This window comes from Paracoccus sp. S4493, from assembly GCF_000967735.1.
Classification (GTDB): Bacteria; Pseudomonadota; Alphaproteobacteria; order Rhodobacterales; family Rhodobacteraceae; genus Paracoccus; species Paracoccus marcusii.
In genome coordinates this window covers 1-19609 of sequence record NZ_JXYF01000152.1, presented here as the reverse complement: position 1 = coordinate 19609, position 19609 = coordinate 1, and the positions used below count along the sequence as shown (strand labels likewise).

The 19609-nt window shown below is 68.1% G+C and carries 17 protein-coding genes; 13 read left to right on the top strand and 4 right to left on the bottom strand.

All coding sequences use genetic code 11. The annotated features are described in order from the left end of the window. The first annotated feature begins 53 nt into the window (after nucleotides 1-53). From chvE to yjfF, 11 genes are read left to right on the top strand one after another with little or no spacing between them, the layout of a single operon-like run. Nucleotides 54-1109, top strand: a complete 1056-nt coding sequence (chvE, locus tag TW83_RS15440) for a multiple monosaccharide ABC transporter substrate-binding protein (protein ID WP_084697579.1) — start codon at nucleotides 54-56, stop codon at nucleotides 1107-1109. A gap of 49 nt (nucleotides 1110-1158) precedes the next feature. Continuing rightward, nucleotides 1159-2676, top strand: coding sequence for a multiple monosaccharide ABC transporter ATP-binding protein (gene mmsA / locus TW83_RS15435; RefSeq protein WP_045983665.1), 1518 nt, complete (start codon nucleotides 1159-1161; stop codon nucleotides 2674-2676). 7 nt (nucleotides 2677-2683) lie between these two features. After that, nucleotides 2684-3877, top strand: coding sequence for a multiple monosaccharide ABC transporter permease (gene mmsB, locus TW83_RS15430; protein WP_045983664.1), 1194 nt, complete (start codon nucleotides 2684-2686; stop codon nucleotides 3875-3877). A 3-nt stretch (nucleotides 3878-3880) separates the two neighbouring features. Beyond that, nucleotides 3881-4867: an AraD1 family protein gene (gene araD1 / locus TW83_RS15425; RefSeq protein ID WP_045983663.1), complete on the top strand. Its 987-nt coding sequence runs from the start codon at nucleotides 3881-3883 to the stop codon at nucleotides 4865-4867. 11 nt (nucleotides 4868-4878) lie between these two features. Next, nucleotides 4879-6621, top strand: coding sequence for an L-arabinonate dehydratase (gene araD / locus TW83_RS15420; RefSeq protein WP_045983662.1), 1743 nt, complete (start codon nucleotides 4879-4881; stop codon nucleotides 6619-6621). Continuing rightward, nucleotides 6621-7532 (top strand): Gfo/Idh/MocA family oxidoreductase, encoded by a 912-nt coding sequence (locus TW83_RS15415; protein ID WP_045983661.1) that lies wholly within the window; start codon nucleotides 6621-6623, stop codon nucleotides 7530-7532. Before araD ends, TW83_RS15415 begins: the two co-directional genes overlap by 1 nt. Before the next feature lie 11 nt (nucleotides 7533-7543). Beyond that, entirely contained in the window at nucleotides 7544-8998 is a 1455-nt protein-coding gene (locus tag TW83_RS15410) for an aldehyde dehydrogenase (NADP(+)) (protein ID WP_045983660.1), read from the top strand. Nucleotides 8999-9051: 53 nt separating this feature from the next. Next, complete coding sequence (gene ytfQ / locus TW83_RS15405; protein WP_084697577.1) at nucleotides 9052-10011, top strand: galactofuranose ABC transporter, galactofuranose-binding protein YtfQ; 960 nt, start codon at nucleotides 9052-9054, stop codon at nucleotides 10009-10011. Nucleotides 10012-10063: 52 nt separating this feature from the next. Beyond that, nucleotides 10064-11557, top strand: a complete 1494-nt coding sequence (locus tag TW83_RS15400) for a sugar ABC transporter ATP-binding protein (protein WP_045983659.1) — start codon at nucleotides 10064-10066, stop codon at nucleotides 11555-11557. Next, nucleotides 11554-12552 carry an ABC transporter permease gene (locus TW83_RS15395; RefSeq protein WP_045983658.1) on the top strand — a complete coding sequence of 333 codons (999 nt, stop codon included), beginning with the start codon at nucleotides 11554-11556 and terminating at the stop codon, nucleotides 12550-12552. The genes TW83_RS15400 and TW83_RS15395 overlap by 4 nt, the downstream gene beginning before the upstream one ends. Beyond that, complete coding sequence (yjfF, locus tag TW83_RS15390; RefSeq protein ID WP_045983657.1) at nucleotides 12549-13505, top strand: galactofuranose ABC transporter, permease protein YjfF; 957 nt, start codon at nucleotides 12549-12551, stop codon at nucleotides 13503-13505. The genes TW83_RS15395 and yjfF overlap by 4 nt, the downstream gene beginning before the upstream one ends. A gap of 39 nt (nucleotides 13506-13544) precedes the next feature. Here the strand turns inward: yjfF and TW83_RS15385 are convergent, their stop codons facing one another. Both TW83_RS15385 and TW83_RS15380 read right to left on the bottom strand, forming a co-directional pair. Then, nucleotides 13545-15767, bottom strand: coding sequence for an NADP-dependent isocitrate dehydrogenase (locus tag TW83_RS15385; protein WP_045983656.1), 2223 nt, complete (start codon nucleotides 15765-15767; stop codon nucleotides 13545-13547). Nucleotides 15768-15839: 72 nt separating this feature from the next. Beyond that, nucleotides 15840-16583: a FadR/GntR family transcriptional regulator gene (locus tag TW83_RS15380; RefSeq protein ID WP_239441394.1), complete on the bottom strand. Its 744-nt coding sequence runs from the start codon at nucleotides 16581-16583 to the stop codon at nucleotides 15840-15842. Nucleotides 16584-17191: 608 nt separating this feature from the next. On the opposite strand from TW83_RS15380, the gene TW83_RS20750 reads away from it, so the two are divergent. Together TW83_RS20750 and TW83_RS15370 are read left to right on the top strand one after the other, a co-directional pair. Further along, a complete protein-coding gene (locus TW83_RS20750; protein ID WP_204245783.1) occupies nucleotides 17192-17656 on the top strand; it encodes a hypothetical protein in 465 nt (154 codons plus the stop codon). Then, nucleotides 17656-18363, top strand: a complete 708-nt coding sequence (locus TW83_RS15370) for a fumarylacetoacetate hydrolase family protein (RefSeq protein ID WP_045983655.1) — start codon at nucleotides 17656-17658, stop codon at nucleotides 18361-18363. Before TW83_RS20750 ends, TW83_RS15370 begins: the two co-directional genes overlap by 1 nt. Before the next feature lie 35 nt (nucleotides 18364-18398). On the opposite strand, the gene TW83_RS15365 is transcribed toward TW83_RS15370, so the two are convergent. Then, nucleotides 18399-19250, bottom strand: coding sequence for a glycosyltransferase family 25 protein (locus tag TW83_RS15365; protein WP_071209492.1), 852 nt, complete (start codon nucleotides 19248-19250; stop codon nucleotides 18399-18401). A 56-nt stretch (nucleotides 19251-19306) separates the two neighbouring features. Next, nucleotides 19307-19609, bottom strand: a 303-nt coding sequence (locus tag TW83_RS15360; RefSeq protein ID WP_045983654.1) for a helix-turn-helix domain-containing protein, incomplete at its 5' end; no start/stop codon positions are given.

Here is a 19609-nt window from a genome sequence, read left to right as displayed (position 1 = left end):
CTGTCGGGAGCATTCGAGAGGGGCGGCGCCACGGCGCCGAAAGGGAGAATCACATGAGACTGAACACCGCCGCGATCGCGCTGGCGATCGGAACGTCGTGGCTGGCCTTCGGCGCCGCGGCCCAGACCGTGGGCATCTCGATGCCCACGCAATCGTCGGCCCGCTGGATCGACGACGGCAACAACATGGTCCGCCAGTTCCAGGAAGCCGGCTATGAGACCGACCTGCAATACGCCGAGGACGACATCCCCAACCAGCTGGCCCAAGTCGAGAACATGATCACCAAGGGCGTCGACGTCCTGGTGATCGCCGCCATCGACGGCACCACGCTGTCGAACGCGCTGGCCAATGCCGCCGCGTCCGACATCAAGGTCATCGCCTATGACCGCCTGATCCGCGACACACCGGATGTCGATTATTACGCGACCTTCGACAACTTCTCGGTCGGCGTCGAGCAGGCCAATTCGCTGGTCGCGGGCCTGGAGGAGCGGTTCCCCGACGTGAAACCCTGGAACGTCGAGCTGTTCGGCGGCAGCCCGGACGACAACAACGCTTACTTTTTCTATGACGGGGCGATGTCGGTCCTGCAGCCGCTGATCGACGACGGGCGCATCGCGATCCCGTCGGGCCAGATGGGCATGGACACGGTCGGCACGCTGCGGTGGGACGGATCGGCCGCGCAGGCGCGGATGGATAACCTGCTGTCGTCGAACTATACCCAGGCCACCGTGCATGGCGTGCTGTCGCCCTATGACGGGCTGTCGATCGGCATCCTGTCGTCGTTGAAGGGCGTGGGTTACGGGTCGGGCGATCAGACCATGCCCATCGTCACCGGCCAGGACGCCGAGGTCCAGTCGGTCAAGTCGATCCAGGCCGGAGAGCAGTATTCCACCGTCTTCAAGGACACCCGCGAACTGGCCCGCGTCACCGTGGGCATGGTCGATGCCATGCTGAAGGGTACCGAGCCCGAGGTGAACGACACCGATACCTATGACAACGGCGTCAAGGTCGTGCCGTCCTATCTGCTGGAGCCGGTGCCGGTCGACGCCTCGAACTGGGAGCAGATCCTGGTCGAGAGCGGCTATTACACCCCCGAGCAGTTGCAGTGACACCAGCCGGACCGTCCCCCGCGGGGCGGTCCTCATCCGGGGCAGGGCCATGACAGACCTTCTGGAAATGCAGGGGATCAGCAAGACATTTCCCGGCGTCAAGGCGCTGGACGATGTCAGCCTGACCGTCGCGCAGGGCGAGATCCACGCCATCTGCGGAGAGAACGGCGCGGGCAAGTCCACGCTGATGAAGGTGCTGTCGGGCGTCTATCCCACCGGCAGCTATGACGGGCGGATCGTCTTCGACGGCCAGCCCGTCGATTTCCGCACCATCCGCGACAGCGAGGATCGCGGCATCATCATCATCCACCAGGAACTGGCGCTGGTGCCGCTGCTGACCATCGCCGAGAACATCTTCCTGGGCAACGAACGCGCCACCCGCGGCGTCATCGACTGGCCCGAGACGTACCGCCAGACCGAGGCCCTGCTGGCCAAGGTCGGCCTGCGCGAGACGCCGGGCACCATCGTCGACACCCTGGGCGTGGGCAAGCAGCAGCTGGTCGAGATCGCCAAGGCCCTGTCCAAGAACGTGCGCCTGCTGATCCTGGACGAACCCACCGCGGCCCTGTCGGAAAGCGACAGCCAGGCCCTGCTGGACCTGCTGCTGGAGCTGAAGGGCCAGGGCGTCACCAGCATCATCATCAGCCACAAGCTGAACGAGGTGCGCCGCGTGGCCGACAGCGTCACCGTGATCCGCGACGGCGCCACGATCAGCACGCTGGACGCGCGTCAGGGCCTGACCGAGGACCGCATCGTGCGCGACATGGTGGGCCGGGACATGGCGCATCGCTATCCCGACCGCGACCGCCGCGCCGGAGAGGTGCTGTTCGAACTGCGGGGCTGGAACGTCTGGCATCCCGAACAGCGCGACCGCCAGATGATCCGCGACCTGTCGATGACCGTACGCGCCGGAGAGGTCGTGGGCATCGCCGGGCTGATGGGGTCGGGCCGGACCGAGCTGGCGATGAGCGTCTTCGGCCGCAGCTATGGCCGCGACATCGCGGGACAAGCGCTGGTCCGGGGGCGTCCGGTGGACCTGTCCACCGTCGACCGCGCCATCGCCGCAGGGCTGGCCTATGTCACCGAGGACCGCAAGACGCTTGGCCTGATCCTGGACGAGACGATCCGCCGCAACACCATCCTGGCCAACCTGGACGGCGTCGCGCGCCGCGGCATCGTGGACGAAACCCGCGAGACCGAGGTGGCCGAGACCTATCGCAGGCAGCTGCGCATCCGCACCCCGTCGGTGTTCCAGAAGGTCATGAACCTGTCGGGCGGCAACCAGCAGAAGGTCGTGCTGGCCAAGTGGCTGCTCACCGATCCCGATGTGCTGATCCTGGACGAACCCACGCGCGGCGTCGACGTGGGCGCGAAACGCGAGATCTATAGTATCATCAATGACCTGAGTGCCGCGGGCAAGGGCGTCGTCATGATCTCGTCCGAGATGCCAGAGCTGCTGGGCATGTGCGACCGCATCTATGTGATGAACGAGGGCCGCTTCGTGGGCGAACTGACCGCGGATCAGGCCAGCCAGGAAGCGATCATGTCGCTGATCGTTAGGGAATAGAAAGGACATGGCCGTGGAACAGACGGACCGCGCGCCGGGCATCGGCATCGGCGACTACATCATGCGGCACATCCGCGAATACGGGCTGCTATTCGCGCTGATCGCGATCATGGTCTTCTTCCAGATCGTGACGGGGGGCGTGCTGCTGCGCCCGGTGAACATCACCAACCTGTTCCTGCAGAACAGCTATATCATCATCATGGCGCTTGGCATGCTGCTGGTGATCGTGTCGGGCCATATCGACCTGTCCGTGGGGTCGGTGATGGGGTTCGTCGGCGCGCTGGCGGCTGTGATGATCGTCACCTGGGGCATGCCGGTCTGGGCCGCGATGGCGATCTGCCTTGTCATGGGCATGGCGATCGGCGCGGTGCAGGGCTATTTCGTGGCCTATTGGAAGATCCCGTCCTTCATCGTCACGCTGGCGGGGATGCTGGTCTTTCGCGGGCTGTCGCTGTGGCTTCTGGCTGGGCAGTCGGTCGGGCCGTTCCCGGCGAACTTCCAGCTGCTGTCGACGGGGTTCATCCCCGACATCCTGGGCATCGGGCGGCCGAACGGGCTGGCCATGGCCGTGGGCGTGATGGCGACGCTGCTGATCGTGTGGCTGGGCCTGTGCACCCGCGCCCGCAACGCCCGCTATGGCATCGAGGACGAGCCCTTCGCCCTGTTCGTGCTGCGCAACGCCATCGTCGCCGCCGCGCTGCTGTTCGTAACGTGGAAGCTGGCCTGGTTCCGCGGCCTGCCCAACGTGCTGCTGTCGATGGTGGCGCTGACGGTGATCTATGTCTTCCTGACCGAACGCACGACGATCGGGCGGCGCATCTATGCGGTCGGCGGCAATGCCAAGGCCGCAAAGCTGTCGGGCATCCGCACCGAACGGCTGACCTTCCTAACCTTCGTCAACATGGGCCTGCTTGCGGCGCTTGCGGGCCTGATCTTCGCGGCGCGCCTGAACACCGCCACGCCCCGCGCGGGCTTCGCGGTCGAGCTGGACGTGATCGCCGCGGTCTTCATCGGCGGGGCGTCCATGTCGGGGGGCGTGGGCCGCATCGTGGGCGCCGTGGTCGGCGCCTTCATCATGGGCGTGATGAACAACGGCATGTCCATCATGGGCATCGGCATCGATTACCAGCAGGTGATCAAGGGCCTGGTCCTGTTGGCCGCGGTGTTCTTCGACGTCTACAACAAGAACCGCGAGGTCTGATCCATGTTCCTGTCGCAACTGTCCCTGACCAACGGCACCCGCGCCGTCGCCGCCCGCACCGACGGCCAGGCGCATCTGGTCCCCGGCGCGACCTCGACCCGCGACCTGGCGCTGGCGGCGATCGCCGCGGGCCGGGGCCTGGCGGCCGAGGTCGCGGCCCGCGGGCGGGGGGATGCGGTCGATCTGGCCGAGGCGCTGGACCAGGGCCGCCTGCTGGTGCCGCTGGACCATGACGATCCTGCGCATCTGCACCTGACCGGCACCGGGCTGACCCATCTGGGATCGGCATCCACCCGCGACGCCATGCACCAGAGCGCGGTCGAGACGCTGACCGACAGCATGAAAATGTTCCGCATGGGGCTGGAGGGCGGCAAGCCCGACAAAGGCCGCATCGGCGCCCAGCCCGAATGGTTCTACAAGGGCAACGGCCATGCGGCGGTGGCCCCCGGCGCGCCCCTGACCTCGCCCGGCTTCGCCCTGGACGCCGGAGAAGAGCCCGAGATCGCGGGCCTTTACGTCATCGCCCCCGATGGCCGCCCGTTCCGCTTGGGCTTTGCCTTGGCCAACGAATTTTCCGACCACGTGACCGAACGCGGCAACTATCTGTGGCTGGCGCATTCCAAGCTGCGGGTGGCCAGCTTTGGCCCGGAACTGCGGGTGGGCGAGCTGCCTGCCGATCTGCGCGGGACCAGCCGCCTGGTCCGCGACGGCGCGGTGGTCTGGGAAAAGCCGTTCCTGTCCGGAGAGGCGAACATGTCCCACAGCCTTGCCAACCTGGAACACCACCATTTCAAGTACGATCTGTTCCGCCGGCCCGGCGACGTGCACGTGCATTTCTTCGGCACCGCGACCCTGTCCTTTGCCGACGGCATCACCACGCGCGACGGAGACAGCTTCCAGATCGAATGCCCGGATTTCGGCCTGCCGCTGGTCAATCCGCTGACGCAACGCCCCGCCGACGCGACGCCCGTCGCGGTCGCGGCCCTGTAGAGGTCCGGCCCATGACATTCACCCCCGCCCCCTGGCCCCGCCGTCTGCGTTCGCAGGAATGGTATGGCGGCACGTCACGCGACACGATCTATCACCGCGGCTGGATGAAGAATCAGGGCTATCCGCACGACCTGTTCGATGGGCGCCCGATCATCGGCATCCTGAACACCTGGTCCGACCTGACGCCCTGCAACGGCCACCTGCGCGAACTGGCCGAGAAGGTGAAGGCCGGCGTGTGGGAGGCGGGTGGCTTTCCGGTCGAGGTGCCGGTCTTCTCGGCCTCGGAAAACACGTTCCGCCCAAGCGCGATGATGTTCCGCAACCTGGCCGCCCTGGCGATCGAGGAGACGATCCGCGGCCAGCCGATGGACGGTGCGGTGCTGCTGGTCGGCTGCGACAAGACTACGCCCAGTCTGATCATGGCGGCGGCGTCCTGCGACATCCCCTCGATCGTGGTGACCGGGGGGCCGATGCTGAACGGCTATTTCCGCGGAGAGCGCGTGGGGTCGGGCACGCATCTGTGGAAGTTCTCGGAGGCGGTGAAGGCCGGAGAGATGAGCCAGGACGATTTCCTGGAGGCCGAGGCATCGATGTCGCGTTCCTCGGGGACCTGCAACACGATGGGCACCGCCAGCACGATGGCCTCGATGGCCGAAGCCTTGGGCATGGCGCTGTCCGGCAATGCCGCGATCCCGGCCGTGGACTCGCGTCGCCGCGTCATGGCGCAGATGTCGGGGCGGCGCATCGTGCAGATGGTCAAGGACGATCTGAAACCGTCCGACATCATGACCAAGCAGGCGTTCGAGAACGCCATCCGCGTCAACGGCGCCATCGGCGGGTCGACCAACGCGGTCGTGCACATGCTGGCCATGGCGGGCCGCGTGGGGGTGGACCTGACGCTGGACGATTGGGACCGCTGCGGGCGGGACGTGGCGACCATCGTGAACCTGATGCCGTCGGGCCAGTACCTGATGGAGGAGTTCTTCTATGCCGGCGGGCTGCCCGTGGTCATCAAGCACCTGGCCGAGGCGGGGCAGCTGCACAAGGGCGCGTTGACCGTCAGCGGCCAGTCCATCTGGGACGAGGTCAAGGGGGTGATGAACCACAATCCCGACGTGATCCGCCCCGCATCGAACCCGCTGACGCCCCAGGGCGGCATCGCGGTGCTGAGGGGGAACCTGGCCCCCCACGGCGCGGTGCTGAAACCGTCCGCCGCCAGCCCGCATCTGCTGGTGCACCGGGGCCGCGCGGTCGTGTTCGAGGACATCGACCACTACAAGGCGCGCATCACGGACGAGGCGCTGGACATCGACGAGACCTGCGTGATGGTCCTGAAGAACTGCGGGCCCAAGGGCTATCCCGGCATGGCCGAGGTGGGCAACATGGGCCTGCCGCCCAAGGTCCTGCGCCGGGGCATCACGGACATGATCCGCATCTCGGATGCGCGCATGTCGGGCACGGCCTATGGGACCGTGGTCCTGCACACCGCCCCCGAGGCGGCGGCAGGCGGGCCGCTGGCCGTGGTCCGCGACGGCGACATGATTGAACTGGACGTGCCGAACCGCCGCCTGCACCTGGACATCCCCGATGCGGAACTGGCCGTGCGGCTGGCCGCTTGGCGTCCGCTGCCCGATCAGCCAACCAGCGGTTACGCCTACCTGCACCAGGCCCACGTGATGGGCGCCGATACCGGGGCGGACATGGACTTCCTGCGCGGGTGCCGGGGCAACGCGGTCGGAAAGGACAGCCACTGATGAAGATCGCCCTGGTCGGCATCGGCAAGATCGCCCTGGATCAGCACGTTCCCGCGCTGGCCGCCAGCCCGGACTGGGACCTGACGGCGACCGTGTCGCGCAGCGGTCAGGTTCCGGGCGTCCTGGCCTTTCACGACATCGACACGATGCTGGCGGCCCACCCCGAGATCTGCGCGATCAGCCTGTGCCTGCCGCCCGTACCACGCTTTGCCGCGGCGGTGGCGGTGCTGCGCGCGGGGCGGCACCTGATGCTGGAAAAGCCCCCCGGCGCCACCCTGTCCGAGGTTCACGTCCTGCGCGACATGGCCGCGGCGCAGGGGCTGACGATCTTTGCCACCTGGCATTCGCGCATGGCCCAGGGCGTCGCCGCCGCCCGCGACTGGCTGGCGAGTCGCACCATCCGCGAAGGCCGGATCACCTGGCGCGAGGATATCCGCAAATGGCATCCCGGCCAGGACTGGATCCTGGACGCGGGGGGCATGGGCGTGTTCGATCCCGGCATCAACGCCCTGTCGATCCTGACCGCGATCCTGCCCGAACCTGTGCATCTGCAGGGCGCCGACCTGGACGTGCCCGCCAACCGCCAGGCGCCCATCGCGGCGCGGCTGCAGCTGTCGCAGGGCATTACCGCCGATCTGGATTTCCGCCAGCGGGGGCCGCAGACCTGGGACATTCGCATCGTCACCGACGACGGCACGCTGGTGCTGAGGAACGGCGGCAACATCCTGCAGATCGACGACCGCCCCGTGACGGGCGGCGACAGCATCATGCAGGAATACCCCGCCCTGTATGACCGCATGGCGCGGCTGGTGCGCCAGGGGGCGTCCGACGTGGACCTGGCGCCGATGGTGCTGGTCGCCGACGGCTTTACCTCGGGCCGGCGGCATGCCGTCGATCCGTTCGAATTCTGAAGGAGACCTTGATGACCCACCCCCGCGATGGACAGCACCTGATCCTTGGCCGCTGGCAGGACGCTGACGGCCAGGACGCCGTCGACGCCGCCGCCCGCGCGGCCGAGGCGGCGTTTCCGGAATTCGCCGCCCTGTCCCGCGACGCCCGGGCCGGGTTCCTGGAGGCCATCGCCGACGCGATCGAGGCGCGCGCCGACGCGATCACCGAAACCGGCGTGGCCGAGACCGGCCTGCCCACCGCGCGGCTGCAGGGTGAACGCGGGCGCACCACCGGGCAGCTGCGCCTGTTCGCGGACCACATCCGCAGGGGCGATTACCTGGACCGCCGCCACGACGTGGCGCTGCCTGACCGCCAGCCGCTGCCGCGCCCCGATCTGCGGATGATCCAGCGGCCGGTGGGGCCGGTCGCGGTGTTCGGCGCGTCGAACTTTCCGTTGGCCTTCTCGACCGCGGGGGGCGACACGGCATCAGCGCTGGCGGCGGGCTGCCCGGTCGTGGTCAAGGGCCACCCCGCCCATCCCGAAACCGGCCGCATCGTGGCCGAGGCGATCCTGGAGGCCGCCGGGCGGACCGGCATGCCGGCCGGGGCCTTTGCCTATCTGGACGGGGCGGGGCACCAGACCGGCCAGGCGCTGGTGCGTCATCCGCTGATCCGGGCAGTGGGCTTTACCGGCAGCCTGGGCGGCGGGCGCGCGCTGTTCGACCTGTGCGCCGCGCGGCCCGAACCGATCCCCTTTTATGGCGAACTGGGCAGCATCAACCCCTGCTTCCTGCTGCCCGCCGCCATGGCCGCGCGCGGCGATCAGATCGCCCAGGGCTGGGCGGCCAGCCTGACGATGGGCGCGGGCCAGTTCTGCACCAATCCGGGCGTGGTGATCGTTCCCGCGGACAGGGCCGACGCGTTCGCCGGTGCCGCCGCCGCCGCGCTGGCCGATGCACCGGCCCAGGGGATGCTGAGCGACGGCATCGCACAGTCGTTCCGCGACGGCGTGGCGGCGGTCGCCGGGGGAGCGACGCCCGTGACCGTGGCCGAGGCGTCGGGCCGGAACGCGCGTCCTGCCGTCTTTCGCGCGACCGCATCCGCGTTCCTGGACAACCCCGACCTGGCACATGAGGTGTTCGGCCCGCTTGGCCTGATCGTGGCCGCCGACGGTGATGCGCAGATGCTGGACGTGGCCCGCGCGCTGGACGGCCAGCTGACGGTGACGCTGCAGATGGATGACGGCGACACTGACCTGGCGGCGCGGCTGATGCCGGTCCTGGAACGCAAGGCCGGGCGCATCCTGGCCAACGGCTGGCCGACCGGGGTCGAGGTGTCCGATGCCATGGTCCATGGCGGCCCCTATCCGGCCTCCACGAATTTCGGCGCGACCAGCGTCGGCACTCTGGCGATCCGGCGCTGGCTGCGCCCGGTCTGCTTCCAGAACCTGCCCGACGCCCTGCTGCCGCACGACCTTCGCGACTGAGGGAAGACAGCCGCGCGGACAAACGTCTAAACATATCCAGGGAGGATGTTCACATGACCCATGCAACCATGCTGACGACCGTCGCCGCGCTGGCCTTGTCGGCCGGGGCGGCCCTTGCCGAGGGAGAGACGATCGGCTTTTCGCAGATCGGTTCGGAATCGGGCTGGCGCGCGGCCGAGACCACGCTGACCCGCAGCCAGGCCGAAGAGCGCGGCTATCAGCTGCAGTTTTCCGACGCCCAGCAGCGGCAGGAGAACCAGATCGCCGCGATCCGGTCCTTCGTGGCCCAGGGGGTCGATGCGATCCTGCTGGCGCCGGTCGTGGCCACGGGCTGGGACAGCGTCCTGCACGAGGCCGCCGAGGCGGAGATCCCCGTCGTCTTGCTGGACCGCCAGGTCGACAGCGCCGACGATCTGTACCTGACCGCCGTGGGCTCGGATCTGGTCCACGAGGGCGAGGTTGCAGGCCAGTGGCTGGTCGACGAGGTCGCGGGCGAACCCTGCCGCATCGTGGAACTGCAGGGCACCACGGGCTCCAGCCCCGCCATCGACCGCAAGACCGGCTTCGAGAACGCCATCGCGGGCCATGACAACCTGGAGATCGTGCGCAGCCAGACCGCCGATTTCACCCGCGCCCGCGGCAAGGAGGTCATGGAGAGCTTCCTGCAGGCCGAGGGTGGCGGCGCGGACATCTGCGCGCTCTATGCCCATAACGACGACATGGCAGTGGGCGCGATCCAGGCCATCAAGGAGGCGGGTCTGGCGCCGGGCACCGACATCCTGGTCGTGTCCATCGATGCGGTGCCCGACATCTTCCAGGCCATCGCGGCGGGCGAGGCCAATGCGACGGTCGAACTGACGCCCAACATGGCCGGCCCCGCCTTCGACGCGCTGGAGGCGTATTGGGCCGACGGAACCATGCCCGAAAAGTTCATCCAGACCGAATCCAAGCTGTACACGGCGGCCGACGATCCGCAGGGCGAATACGACCGCCGCAAGGACTTGGGCTACTGATACCGCGCGGGCGGGCCGCGACAGGCCCGCCCGATCCCTGAAAGGAATGCCGATGCTGCTGTCGATCCGGTCGCTGACCAAGCTGTTTCCCGGCACGCGCGCGCTGGACGATGTCGACCTGGACATCGCGGCGGGCCAGGTCCACGCCCTACTGGGCGAGAACGGTGCGGGCAAGTCCACGCTGATCAAGTGCCTGACCGGCGCCTATCGCCGCGACGGAGGCACGGTCATGCTGGACGGCGCCCCGATCGACCCCCGTTCCACCCTGCAGGCGCAGGAACTGGGCATCGGCACTGTCTACCAGGAGGTGAACCTGCTGCCCAACCTGACGGTCGCGCAGAACCTGATGTTCGGCCATGAACCGCGCCGGTTCGGGCTGACCGACACTCGCGCCATGCGCGCCCAAGCGCGCCAGACGCTGGCCCGCTATGGCCTGGACATCGATGTGGACCGCGACCTGGGCCGCTATTCCGTGGCCATCCAGCAGATCGTGGCCATCGCGCGCGCGGTGCGCATTTCCGGCAAGGTGCTGATCCTGGACGAACCCACCGCCAGCCTGGACACGGCCGAGGTGCGGATGGTGTTCGACGTGCTGCGGTCCCTGCGCGACCAGGGGATGGCGATCGTCTTCGTGTCGCACTTCCTGGACCAGGTGTTCGATCTGGCCGACCAGGTGACGATCCTGCGCAACGGACGCCGCGTCGCCAGCCAGCCCATCGCCGGGCTGGACCGCATGACCCTGGTCGAACAGATGCTGGGCCGCGCGCTGGAGGATGTGGTGGCCGGCCCCGCCGCGGATGCCGCGCCCGCGGCCCCGATCCTGCGGTTCCAGGGGATGGGCCGGGCCGGCACCATCCAGCCCTTCGACCTGGACATGGGTGCCGGAGAGGTCGTCGGCCTGGCCGGTCTGCTGGGGTCGGGCCGGACCGAGACGGCCGAACTGCTGTTCGGCATCCGCCCCGCCCAGACCGGCATCGCCCGCGACGACGCGGGCCCCATCGACCTGCGCACCCCCCGCGCGGCAATCGCGGCGGGCTTTGGCTTTGCGCCCGAGGATCGAAAGACAGACGGCATCGTGGCCGACCTGTCGATCCGCGAGAACATCATCCTGGGCCTGCAGGCGCGGCGTGGCTGGGCGCGTCCCATCCCGCGCGCAGAGCAGAACCGGCTGGCCGACGATTACATCCGTCAGCTGGACATCCGAACATCCGGTCGCGAGAAACCCATCGGAGAGCTGTCGGGCGGCAATCAGCAAAAGGCCGTGCTGGCCCGCTGGCTGGCGATGAACCCACGCTTCCTGATCCTGGATGAACCCACGCGCGGCATCGACGTGGGCGCGCATGCCCAGATCCTGCGCCTGATCCGCGACCTGACCCGCGGAGGCCTGTCCCTGCTGATCATCAGCAGCGAGCTGGACGAACTGGTCGCGGTGGCCGACCGCGTGATCGTGCTGCGCGACCGCGCCCATGTGGCCCAGCTGACCGGAGGCGCGGTCGGCGCGGATGCGATCATGCGCGCCATCGCCGGGACCGGAGAGGCGGCATGACCCTGATGTCGCGCATCGCCCCCCAGCTGATCGCTCTGGCGGCCTTGGTGGCACTGGTGTCGGTCTTCTATCCCGGCTTCCTGTCCGTCGAGGTGCAGAACGACCGCCTGGTCGGCCCGGTCATCGACATCCTGAAGCGCAGCGCACCGGTCGCCTTGCTGGCGGTCGGCATGACGCTGGTCATCGCCACGCGCGGGATCGACCTGTCCGTGGGCACGATCATGGCGATCTGCGGCGCGGCGGCGGCCTGGGCGCTGACCGCGGGGCTTGGCGCGGGGGCGGCGCTGGCCCTGGCGCTTGGCGCGGGGCTGGTGGCGGGGCTGTGGAACGGCGTGCTGGTCGCGGTCGTGGGCATCCAGCCCTTCGTCGCGACGCTGATCCTGATGACGATGGGCCGCGGCGTGGCCCAGCTGATCACCGAAGGCCGCATCCTGACCTTCACCGATCCGGGCTTTTCCTGGCTGGGCTCGGGGACGGCCCTGGGTCTGCCGGTGCCGGTCTGGATCTGGCTGGCCACCGCCGCGGCCGCGGCCCTGCTGATGCGCCGCACCGCGCTTGGCCTGCTGGTCGAGGCGGTGGGCATCAACCGCCGCGCGGCCCTGCTGGCGGGGGTGAACGCCACGGTCCTGCTGATCGCCGTCTATGTCGCCAGCGGGCTGTGCGCGGCGCTGGCGGGGATCATCGTGACCGCCGACATCCGCGGCGCCGACGCCAACAACGCCGGCCTGTGGCTGGAGCTGGACGCCATCCTGGCGGTGGTGATCGGCGGCAACTCCCTGCTGGGGGGGCGGTTCTCCATCGCGGCTTCGGTGCTGGGCGCGCTGATCATCCAGACCATCAGCGCGGGCATCCTGCTGGCCGGGTTCGCGTCCGAATACAACCTGATCATCAAGGCCGGGCTGGTGCTGGTGATCCTGATCCTGCAATCGCCGCGCATCGCCTCGGAATGGCGGCTGTGGCGCGACAGCCACCGCGCCCAGGGGGACCGCGCATGAACGCCCGTGCCCTGCCGCTCTATGCGACGATCCTGATATTCGTCGTGGCCTATGCGCTGGCCTACAGCCAGTTCCCGAACATCCTGTCCACCCGAGTGATCGGCAACCTGCTGACCGACAACGCCTATCTGGGTATCGTCGCGGTGGGGATGACGCTGGTCATCCTGTCCGGCGGGATCGACCTGTCGGTCGGCGCGGTGATCGCGTTTTCGGGCGTGTTCATTGCCGTGATGCTGCGCGACACGGGGCTGCATCCGCTGGCGGTCTTTGCGGTCCTGCTGGTGCTGACAACCGCCTTCGGGGCGGCGATGGGGTTCCTGATCGACCGTCTGGCCATGCCCGCCTTCATCGTCACGCTGGCCGGGATGTTCCTAGCGCGCGGTGCGGCCTATCTGCTGTCGGTGCAATCCGTGCCCATCACGCACCCGTTCTTTGGCCAACTGCAGGGCGCCTATGTGCTGATGCCGGGCAAGGGGCGGCTGACGCTGATCGGGGTGCTGATGCTGGCGGTCTTTGCCGTCGGCATGGTCATCGCCCACCGCACGCGGTTCGGCACAAGCGTCTATGCCCTGGGCGGCGGCGCGCAGACCGCCCGCCTGATGGGCGTCCCGCAGGGGCGCACGACGGTGCTGGTCTATGGGTTCTCGGGGCTGATGGCGGGGCTCTCGGGGATCGTCTTCGCGGTCTATACCGGGTCGGGCTATTCGCTGGCCACGGTGGGGACCGAACTGACGGCCATCGCCGCGGTGGTGATCGGCGGCACGCTGCTGTCGGGCGGGTCGGGATACATGTTCGGCACGCTGGTCGGCGTGCTGACGATGGGGCTGATCCAGACCTACATCGTCTTCGACGGCACCCTGTCCAGCTGGTGGACCAAGATCGTGATCGGCCTGCTGCTGCTGGTCTTCATCCTGCTGCAGAAGGGTCTGCTGACGCTGTCGTCGCGCCGATAGGAATGGCGCGCGGGTTTTCCCCGCGCGCCACCAGGGGCGTCAGCCCAGGATGCGGTTCAGCGTGGCCGACGGGCGCATCACCGCGGCGACCTTTTCCGGGTCCGCGTGGTAATAGCCGCCCAGATCGACGGGACGGCCACGATCCGCGCGCAGTTCCGCCACGATCTGCTCCTCCAGGTCGGTCAGGTCGCGGGCGATGGGGCGGAACTCCTCGGCCAGGTCGGGGTCGGAATTCTGCTGCGCCAGCGCCTGCGCCCAGTACATCGCGAAATAGTAGTGGCTGTCGCGGTTGTCCGGGTCGCCCGCCTTGCGGCCAGGAGAGCGTTCGTGGTCCAGCACGCCCTGGGTCGCGGCCTCGACGGCGGCGGCCAGGGTGCGGGCCTTTTCGTTGCCCGTGGCTTCGGCCAGGAAGTTCAGGCTTTCGCCAAGGGCGCAGAATTCACCCAGGCTGTCCCACCGCAGGTGGTTCTCCTCGGCCAGCTGCTGGACGTGCTTGGGGGCGGACCCGCCGGCGCCCGTCTCGAACATGCCGCCGCCCTGCATCAGCTTGACGATCGACAACATCTTGGCCGAGGTGCCCAGCTCCAGGATCGGGAACAGGTCGGTCAGGTAATCGCGCAGCACGTTGCCGGTGACCGCGATGATGTCCTGGCCTGCACGGATGGTCTCGAAGGACAGGCGCGTGGCCTCGCGCGGGGCCAGAACCTGGAAGCGGTCGGTGACGCCCGCCGCATCCAGCATCGGTTCGACATAGGCCAGCAGTTCGCGGTCATGGGCGCGGTCCCGGTCCAGCCAGAACACGGCCTTGCAGCCCTCCAGGCGCTGGCGGTCGATGGCCAGGCGCACCCAGTCCTCGATCGCGGCCTGACGGGTGGAACACAGGCGCCAGATGTCGCCCGTATCGACCGCGTGGCGGTGCAGCTCGTCGCCGTTGGCGGCGGTGACGGTCACGGTGCCGGCATGCGGGATCTCGAACGTGGTCGGGTGCGAGCCGTATTCCTCGGCCTTCTGGGCCATCAGGCCGACGTTCTGGACGGTGCCCGCGGTGCGCGGGTCCAGCGCGCCGGTTTCCTTGAAATAGCGGACGCTCTCGTCATAGACGTCGGCATAGGACGTGTCGGGGATCACGCAGTTGGTATCCGCTTCGGCCCCGTCGGGGCCCCAGCCCTTGCCGCCGGCGCGCAGCAGCGCCGGGATCGACGCGTCGATGATCACGTCGGACGGCACGTGCAGGTTCGTGATGCCCTTGTCCGAGTTCACCATGTACAGCGGCGGGCGCTGCGCCATGATCGCATCGATCTCGGCGCGGATCGCATCGCCCTCGGGCATCTGCGCCACGCGGGCAAGCACGGTGCCCAGGCCGCCATTGGGGTCCGCACCCGCCGCGGCCAGCGCCTCGCCGTGACGTTCGAACACCGGCGCCAGCCAGGCGCGCACGACATGGCCGAAGATGATCGGGTCCGAGACCTTCATCATCGTGGCCTTCAGGTGGACCGAGAACAGCGTGCCTTCGGCCTGCGTCGCCTCGATCTCGGCCTGCAGAAAGCGGGTCAGCTCGGCCACGGACAGGAAGCTTGCATCGACCACGGTGCCCGCGGGCAGGTCGGGGCCGTCCTTCAGCACGGTCACCTGGCCGTCCGCGCCGGTCAGCTGGATGCGCACGCGCCCGGCCTGTTCTGCCGTCAGCGTCACCGACGTCTCGTTGCGGCGGAAATCGCCTGCGGGCATCGACGACACGCGGGTCTTGCTGTCCGGGGACCACTTGCCCATCGAATGGGGATGCGCCTTGGCATAGTTCTTGACCGCCCGCGCGGCGCGCCGGTCCGAATTGCCCTCGCGCAGGACGGGGTTCACGGCCGATCCCTTCAGCGCGTCGTACCGGGCGCGGATCTCGGCCTGGGCGTCGTCCTGCGGATCGACCGGATAGTCGGGCAGGTCATAGCCCTGCGCCTGCAACTCCTTGATCGCGCCCACCAGCTGCGGCACCGAGGCCGAGATGTTGGGCAGCTTGATGACGTTGGCGGCAGGCGTCTTGACCCATGCGCCCAGGCCCGCCAGATCGTCCGACTGCGCCTGTTCCGGGGTCAGCCGTTCGGGAAACGCCGCGATGATGCGCCCCGCCAGAGAGATGTCGCGCGTCGCGACCGTGATTCCGGCCGCATCCGCAAAGCGGCGGATGATCGGCAGCAGCGATGCCGACGCCAGCTCGGGCGCCTCGTCCACCTTGGTATAGATAATCTGGGGTGTGTCGTTTTCGGCCATGGTCTGTTGATCCTCGTTCTTATGCGCGGGATTGTGCGTCGCGTCGGGGGGAAATGTCCACCATCTGACCCGCTATTCCGGGGGGATCGCGGGGCCCTTGGGGTCGATCAGCTGTTTCTGGACCGCCCTCAGGTGGTGATGCATCGCCTCTGCCGCGCCCGACAGGTCGCGTTGGGCGATCGCCGCGGCGATCCGGTCGTGTTCGGCAAAGGAATGGTGGTCGTCCGGTGGCCGCTGCCGCCCCGCCCGCAGCACCCCCCACACCACCGCCCGCCGCACCGCGTTCAGCGCATCGAACAGCGCCAGCAGCAACCGATTGCCGGTGGCCTGCGCGATCAGGCGGTGGAACTCGTTGTCGGCGGTCTCGTACTGGCGCCAGGTCTGGGCGCTGCGCGTGCGCAGGATGCAGGCGGCAATCGCCTCGATATGATCCTGGGTGGCGTTCAGCGCGGCTTCGCGTGTCAGCATCGGCTCGATCAGCAGGCGGGCGCGCATGACCTCGGCGGGATTGGTCACGCGGTCGATCTCGGACAGGCTCATCACCTCGACGCGGCGCGACCCGATGAAGGTGCCCTTGCCGACATGCCGCCAGACCTGGCCCTCGGCCTCCAGCGTGGCCAGCGCCTTGCGCAATTCCCCGCGCGAGACGCCCAGGATCTCGGACAGGTCGCGTTCCGGGGGCAGGCGGGTGCCGGGCGCAAAATCATGGCGCATCAGCCAAGCGCGCAGCTGCACCAGCGTCGCCTGCCGCGAACCGCCGTCGTCGTCATGGGCCGGATATCCAGGCAGGGGGTCGGGGTTGCCGCCCAAGATCACTATCCGCAACCAATTTGTCAGTTTGGTTAGGATAACTCCAGATTGGTTTGAGGTAATCACGCATAAAAATCATACTTTACAGTATAAATACTCTGAACTGTCTTGTTGAGAAATTAACCAATCGGGCGCCATAAGCAAACCAATCGGGGTGCGCTTGGAATTCACGCTCACATTGCCGCTTTGGGAGGAGCGGGAGATGAGGGGTATGAGACCTTCGCACCCAATACGACCTGCCCGACCAGGCGCTGGCCGAGATCACCCCCTACTTCCAGGACGCGGTGGATGACGGCATGCTGCCCACGGCCGGCGGCGCCCAACAGTCATCGACAACCTAAGGTTCCTGGCAGCCGCGGGCCAGGTCCAGGCGCCAGAGTCCGGTCTGGACAACGCACAGCACTGGGTTTTCGACCTGCCGGCGGCCGCTTGGGACTGATTGCCCGGCCATGGGCGGCATCCCCGCGGGGGCGCCGCCACCCCCCTGATCCGCGATCCGGCGGGCAGGGGACGCATCCCGCCTTGGGGGACCTGTATCCATGACATCCGCCAACATCACCGCATAGCGACCGCCGTCGCCGTCGGGCCCGGGCCTGCGCCTGTGCCAGTCGGGCATGGACTGGAAGATCCTTTCGGTCGCCATCTTTGCCCTGATCTGGGAATTCGCCGCGTGGTCGGGGTTCAATTTCGCCTTTCCTACCTTCACCGCGACCATGGCCGCCCTGTGGTCGATGATCGCCGACGGATCCAGGGGGGCCACCTATCTGCGCACGATGGAGCCCCTCGTGATCGGGCTAATCATTTCGCTGACTGTGGGGATCAGCGCAGGCGTCGCGATGGGACTGCGCCAGACTGTCGAATGGATCACGCTGCCCGTGTTCTTCGTCATGCAGGCGGCACCCATGGCGGCGCTGAACCCGCTGGTCACCTTCGTCCATGGCATCGGGTTGACATCGAAGGTGCTGGCGGTGGTCATGCTGTCGATGCCGGTCGTCGCCATGAACAGCTACAAGGCGGTGCGCAATGTGCCGCCGTCAATGGTCGCGATGTGCACATCCTACGCAGGAGTCAGACACTGATGCCTCACGATCTTTACCAGCCGACCGATTACGTGATCGCCCCCGCGCCCCCCGCGACCCTGCCGGTCGAGGGCAGCGATCAGCGCTTTCCCGTCAACCGGGTGTTCTGCATCGGCCGCAACTATGCTGCCCACGCGGTCGAGATGGGCCACGACCCCGACCGGGAGCCGCCGTTCTTCTTTTTCAAGAGCCCGTCCAACCTGACGTCGGACGGCACCTTCCCCTATCCGACCCTGACATCCGACGTGCACCACGAGGTCGAGCTGGTCGTGGCCCTGTCCACCGGCGGCCGCGACATCGCGGCCGACCGGGCGCTGGATCATGTCTGGGGCTATGGGGTCGGCCTGGACATGACCCGCCGCGACCTGCAGGGCGAGGCCAAGAAGATGGGCCGCCCGTGGGAGGTCGGCAAAAGCTTTGAGAAGTCCGGCCCCTGCGGCCCGCTGGTGCCGGCATCGCGGATCGGCCATCCCGATGCGGGCGCCGTGACGCTGGACGTGAACGGGGAACGTCGCCAGACCGGCGATCTGAACCAGATGATCTGGAAGATCCCCGAGATGATCGCCGAACTGTCGCGCTATTTCGACCTGCAGCCTGGCGACGTGATCATGACGGGCACCCCGTCGGGCGTGGGCGCGGTCACCCGCGGCGACGTGATGGACGCGCAGATCGAGGGCGTCGGCGCGATCCGTGTCACGGTGGTCTGACGAAAGGCGCCGCCCCCGCGCGGGGCGGCGCGGCCTTACATGTTGTCGAAGATCTCGTCGATGCCCAGGGTGATGGCCAGCACGAAGGACGCGACCTTCAGCACGGTCTTGTAGGGCAGGTAATGCGCGCGCGCATAGACGTACTGGCCGCTGCGCGCGACCAGGCGGCTGATCTCCAGCCAGGCGCGATAGGGCAGGACGGTCAGATAGCGCGTCGCGGGATATTTCGACGCCCGCAGGTTCATCTGGATCTGCGAGGCCGGTTCGTCGCGCTGGTCGACGGGCGGCGGGTCGACGAAGACCGCGCGCAGCCCGGCCAGGTACTCCAGGTCGAAGGCGATGTCATAGGACAGGCGCATCGGCATCAGCCGTCCCGTGATCCACCGGGCCGCGGCACGGTTGATGACATAGGCGCCGGCGCCCTTTTCGCGCGTGAAGGCCTTGGCCAAGCGGCGCCCGCCGGGCAGGTCGCGAAAGCCGAACTTGCGCCCGGTGTTCATCGTGCTCAGCCGCAGGATGTCCCAGCTGTCGTCCTCGGCCATGGCGGCGCGCAGGATCGCGGTGAAATCGGGCGGAAAGGCCACGTCGTCCTCAAGGATCAGCGCATGCGTGTCCTGGCTGTACAGCAGCCGCAGCGCGCAGGCGACATGGCTGAGATAGCAGCCGACCTCGGCCGGGATCACCCGGCGGCCGTGCAGATAGCGATAGCCCCAGGCATCGAAGGCCGGATGCGGAAAGCTGAGCGTCGACCCGTCCACCGCCGGGACCCGTTCGAAGGGCAGGCCCACGGCATCGCATTTCGCGGTCATCCGCGCCAGCCGGTCGACGGCCCGGTCAAGATTGATCAGATAGACCGACAATCCCGCGGGCAGTGCTTGATTCGACATCGGTATTCTCAATTCGATGGCAGACCGTTCCCGCATGTCGGCTGCAGGTCGATCCGTCAAGACGGATCGTCGGGATCGGGGGATCGGCGCAGGTCGCGGCGGCGGAAATCGGCGGGGCGGATGCCGTGGCGCGTCAGCTTGTCATAGAAGGTCTTGCGCGGCACGTTCAGCGCGGCCATCGCGCCCGTGGCATTGCCCTGCGCCTCGCGCAGCGCGTCGCGGATCAGGCCGGCCTCGTAGGCGGCGACCAGGTCCGACAGGGGTGGTCGGTCGGGACCGTCACCCGCGGGGCCGATGGGCGACAGGCCCAGTACGTGACCTTCGGCAAAGGCCTGCAATTCGCGCAGGTTGCCGGGCCA

Excerpts from the sequence above, each read along its gene's own strand:
- chvE (WP_084697579.1), top strand. The coding sequence starts at position 54 with ATGAGACTGAACACCGCCGCGATCGCGCTGGCGATCGGAACGTCGTGG.
- mmsA (WP_045983665.1), top strand. The coding sequence starts at position 1,159 with ATGACAGACCTTCTGGAAATGCAGGGGATCAGCAAGACATTTCCCGGC.
- mmsB (WP_045983664.1), top strand. The coding sequence starts at position 2,684 with ATGGCCGTGGAACAGACGGACCGCGCGCCGGGCATCGGCATCGGCGAC.
- araD1 (WP_045983663.1), top strand. The coding sequence starts at position 3,881 with ATGTTCCTGTCGCAACTGTCCCTGACCAACGGCACCCGCGCCGTCGCC.
- araD (WP_045983662.1), top strand. The coding sequence starts at position 4,879 with ATGACATTCACCCCCGCCCCCTGGCCCCGCCGTCTGCGTTCGCAGGAA.
- TW83_RS15415 (WP_045983661.1), top strand. The coding sequence starts at position 6,621 with ATGAAGATCGCCCTGGTCGGCATCGGCAAGATCGCCCTGGATCAGCAC.
- TW83_RS15410 (WP_045983660.1), top strand. The coding sequence starts at position 7,544 with ATGACCCACCCCCGCGATGGACAGCACCTGATCCTTGGCCGCTGGCAG.
- ytfQ (WP_084697577.1), top strand. The coding sequence starts at position 9,052 with ATGACCCATGCAACCATGCTGACGACCGTCGCCGCGCTGGCCTTGTCG.
- TW83_RS15400 (WP_045983659.1), top strand. The coding sequence starts at position 10,064 with ATGCTGCTGTCGATCCGGTCGCTGACCAAGCTGTTTCCCGGCACGCGC.
- TW83_RS15395 (WP_045983658.1), top strand. The coding sequence starts at position 11,554 with ATGACCCTGATGTCGCGCATCGCCCCCCAGCTGATCGCTCTGGCGGCC.
- yjfF (WP_045983657.1), top strand. The coding sequence starts at position 12,549 with ATGAACGCCCGTGCCCTGCCGCTCTATGCGACGATCCTGATATTCGTC.
- TW83_RS15385 (WP_045983656.1), bottom strand. The coding sequence starts at position 15,767 with ATGGCCGAAAACGACACACCCCAGATTATCTATACCAAGGTGGACGAG.
- TW83_RS20750 (WP_204245783.1), top strand. The coding sequence starts at position 17,192 with ATGGACTGGAAGATCCTTTCGGTCGCCATCTTTGCCCTGATCTGGGAA.
- TW83_RS15370 (WP_045983655.1), top strand. The coding sequence starts at position 17,656 with ATGCCTCACGATCTTTACCAGCCGACCGATTACGTGATCGCCCCCGCG.
- TW83_RS15365 (WP_071209492.1), bottom strand. The coding sequence starts at position 19,250 with ATGTCGAATCAAGCACTGCCCGCGGGATTGTCGGTCTATCTGATCAAT.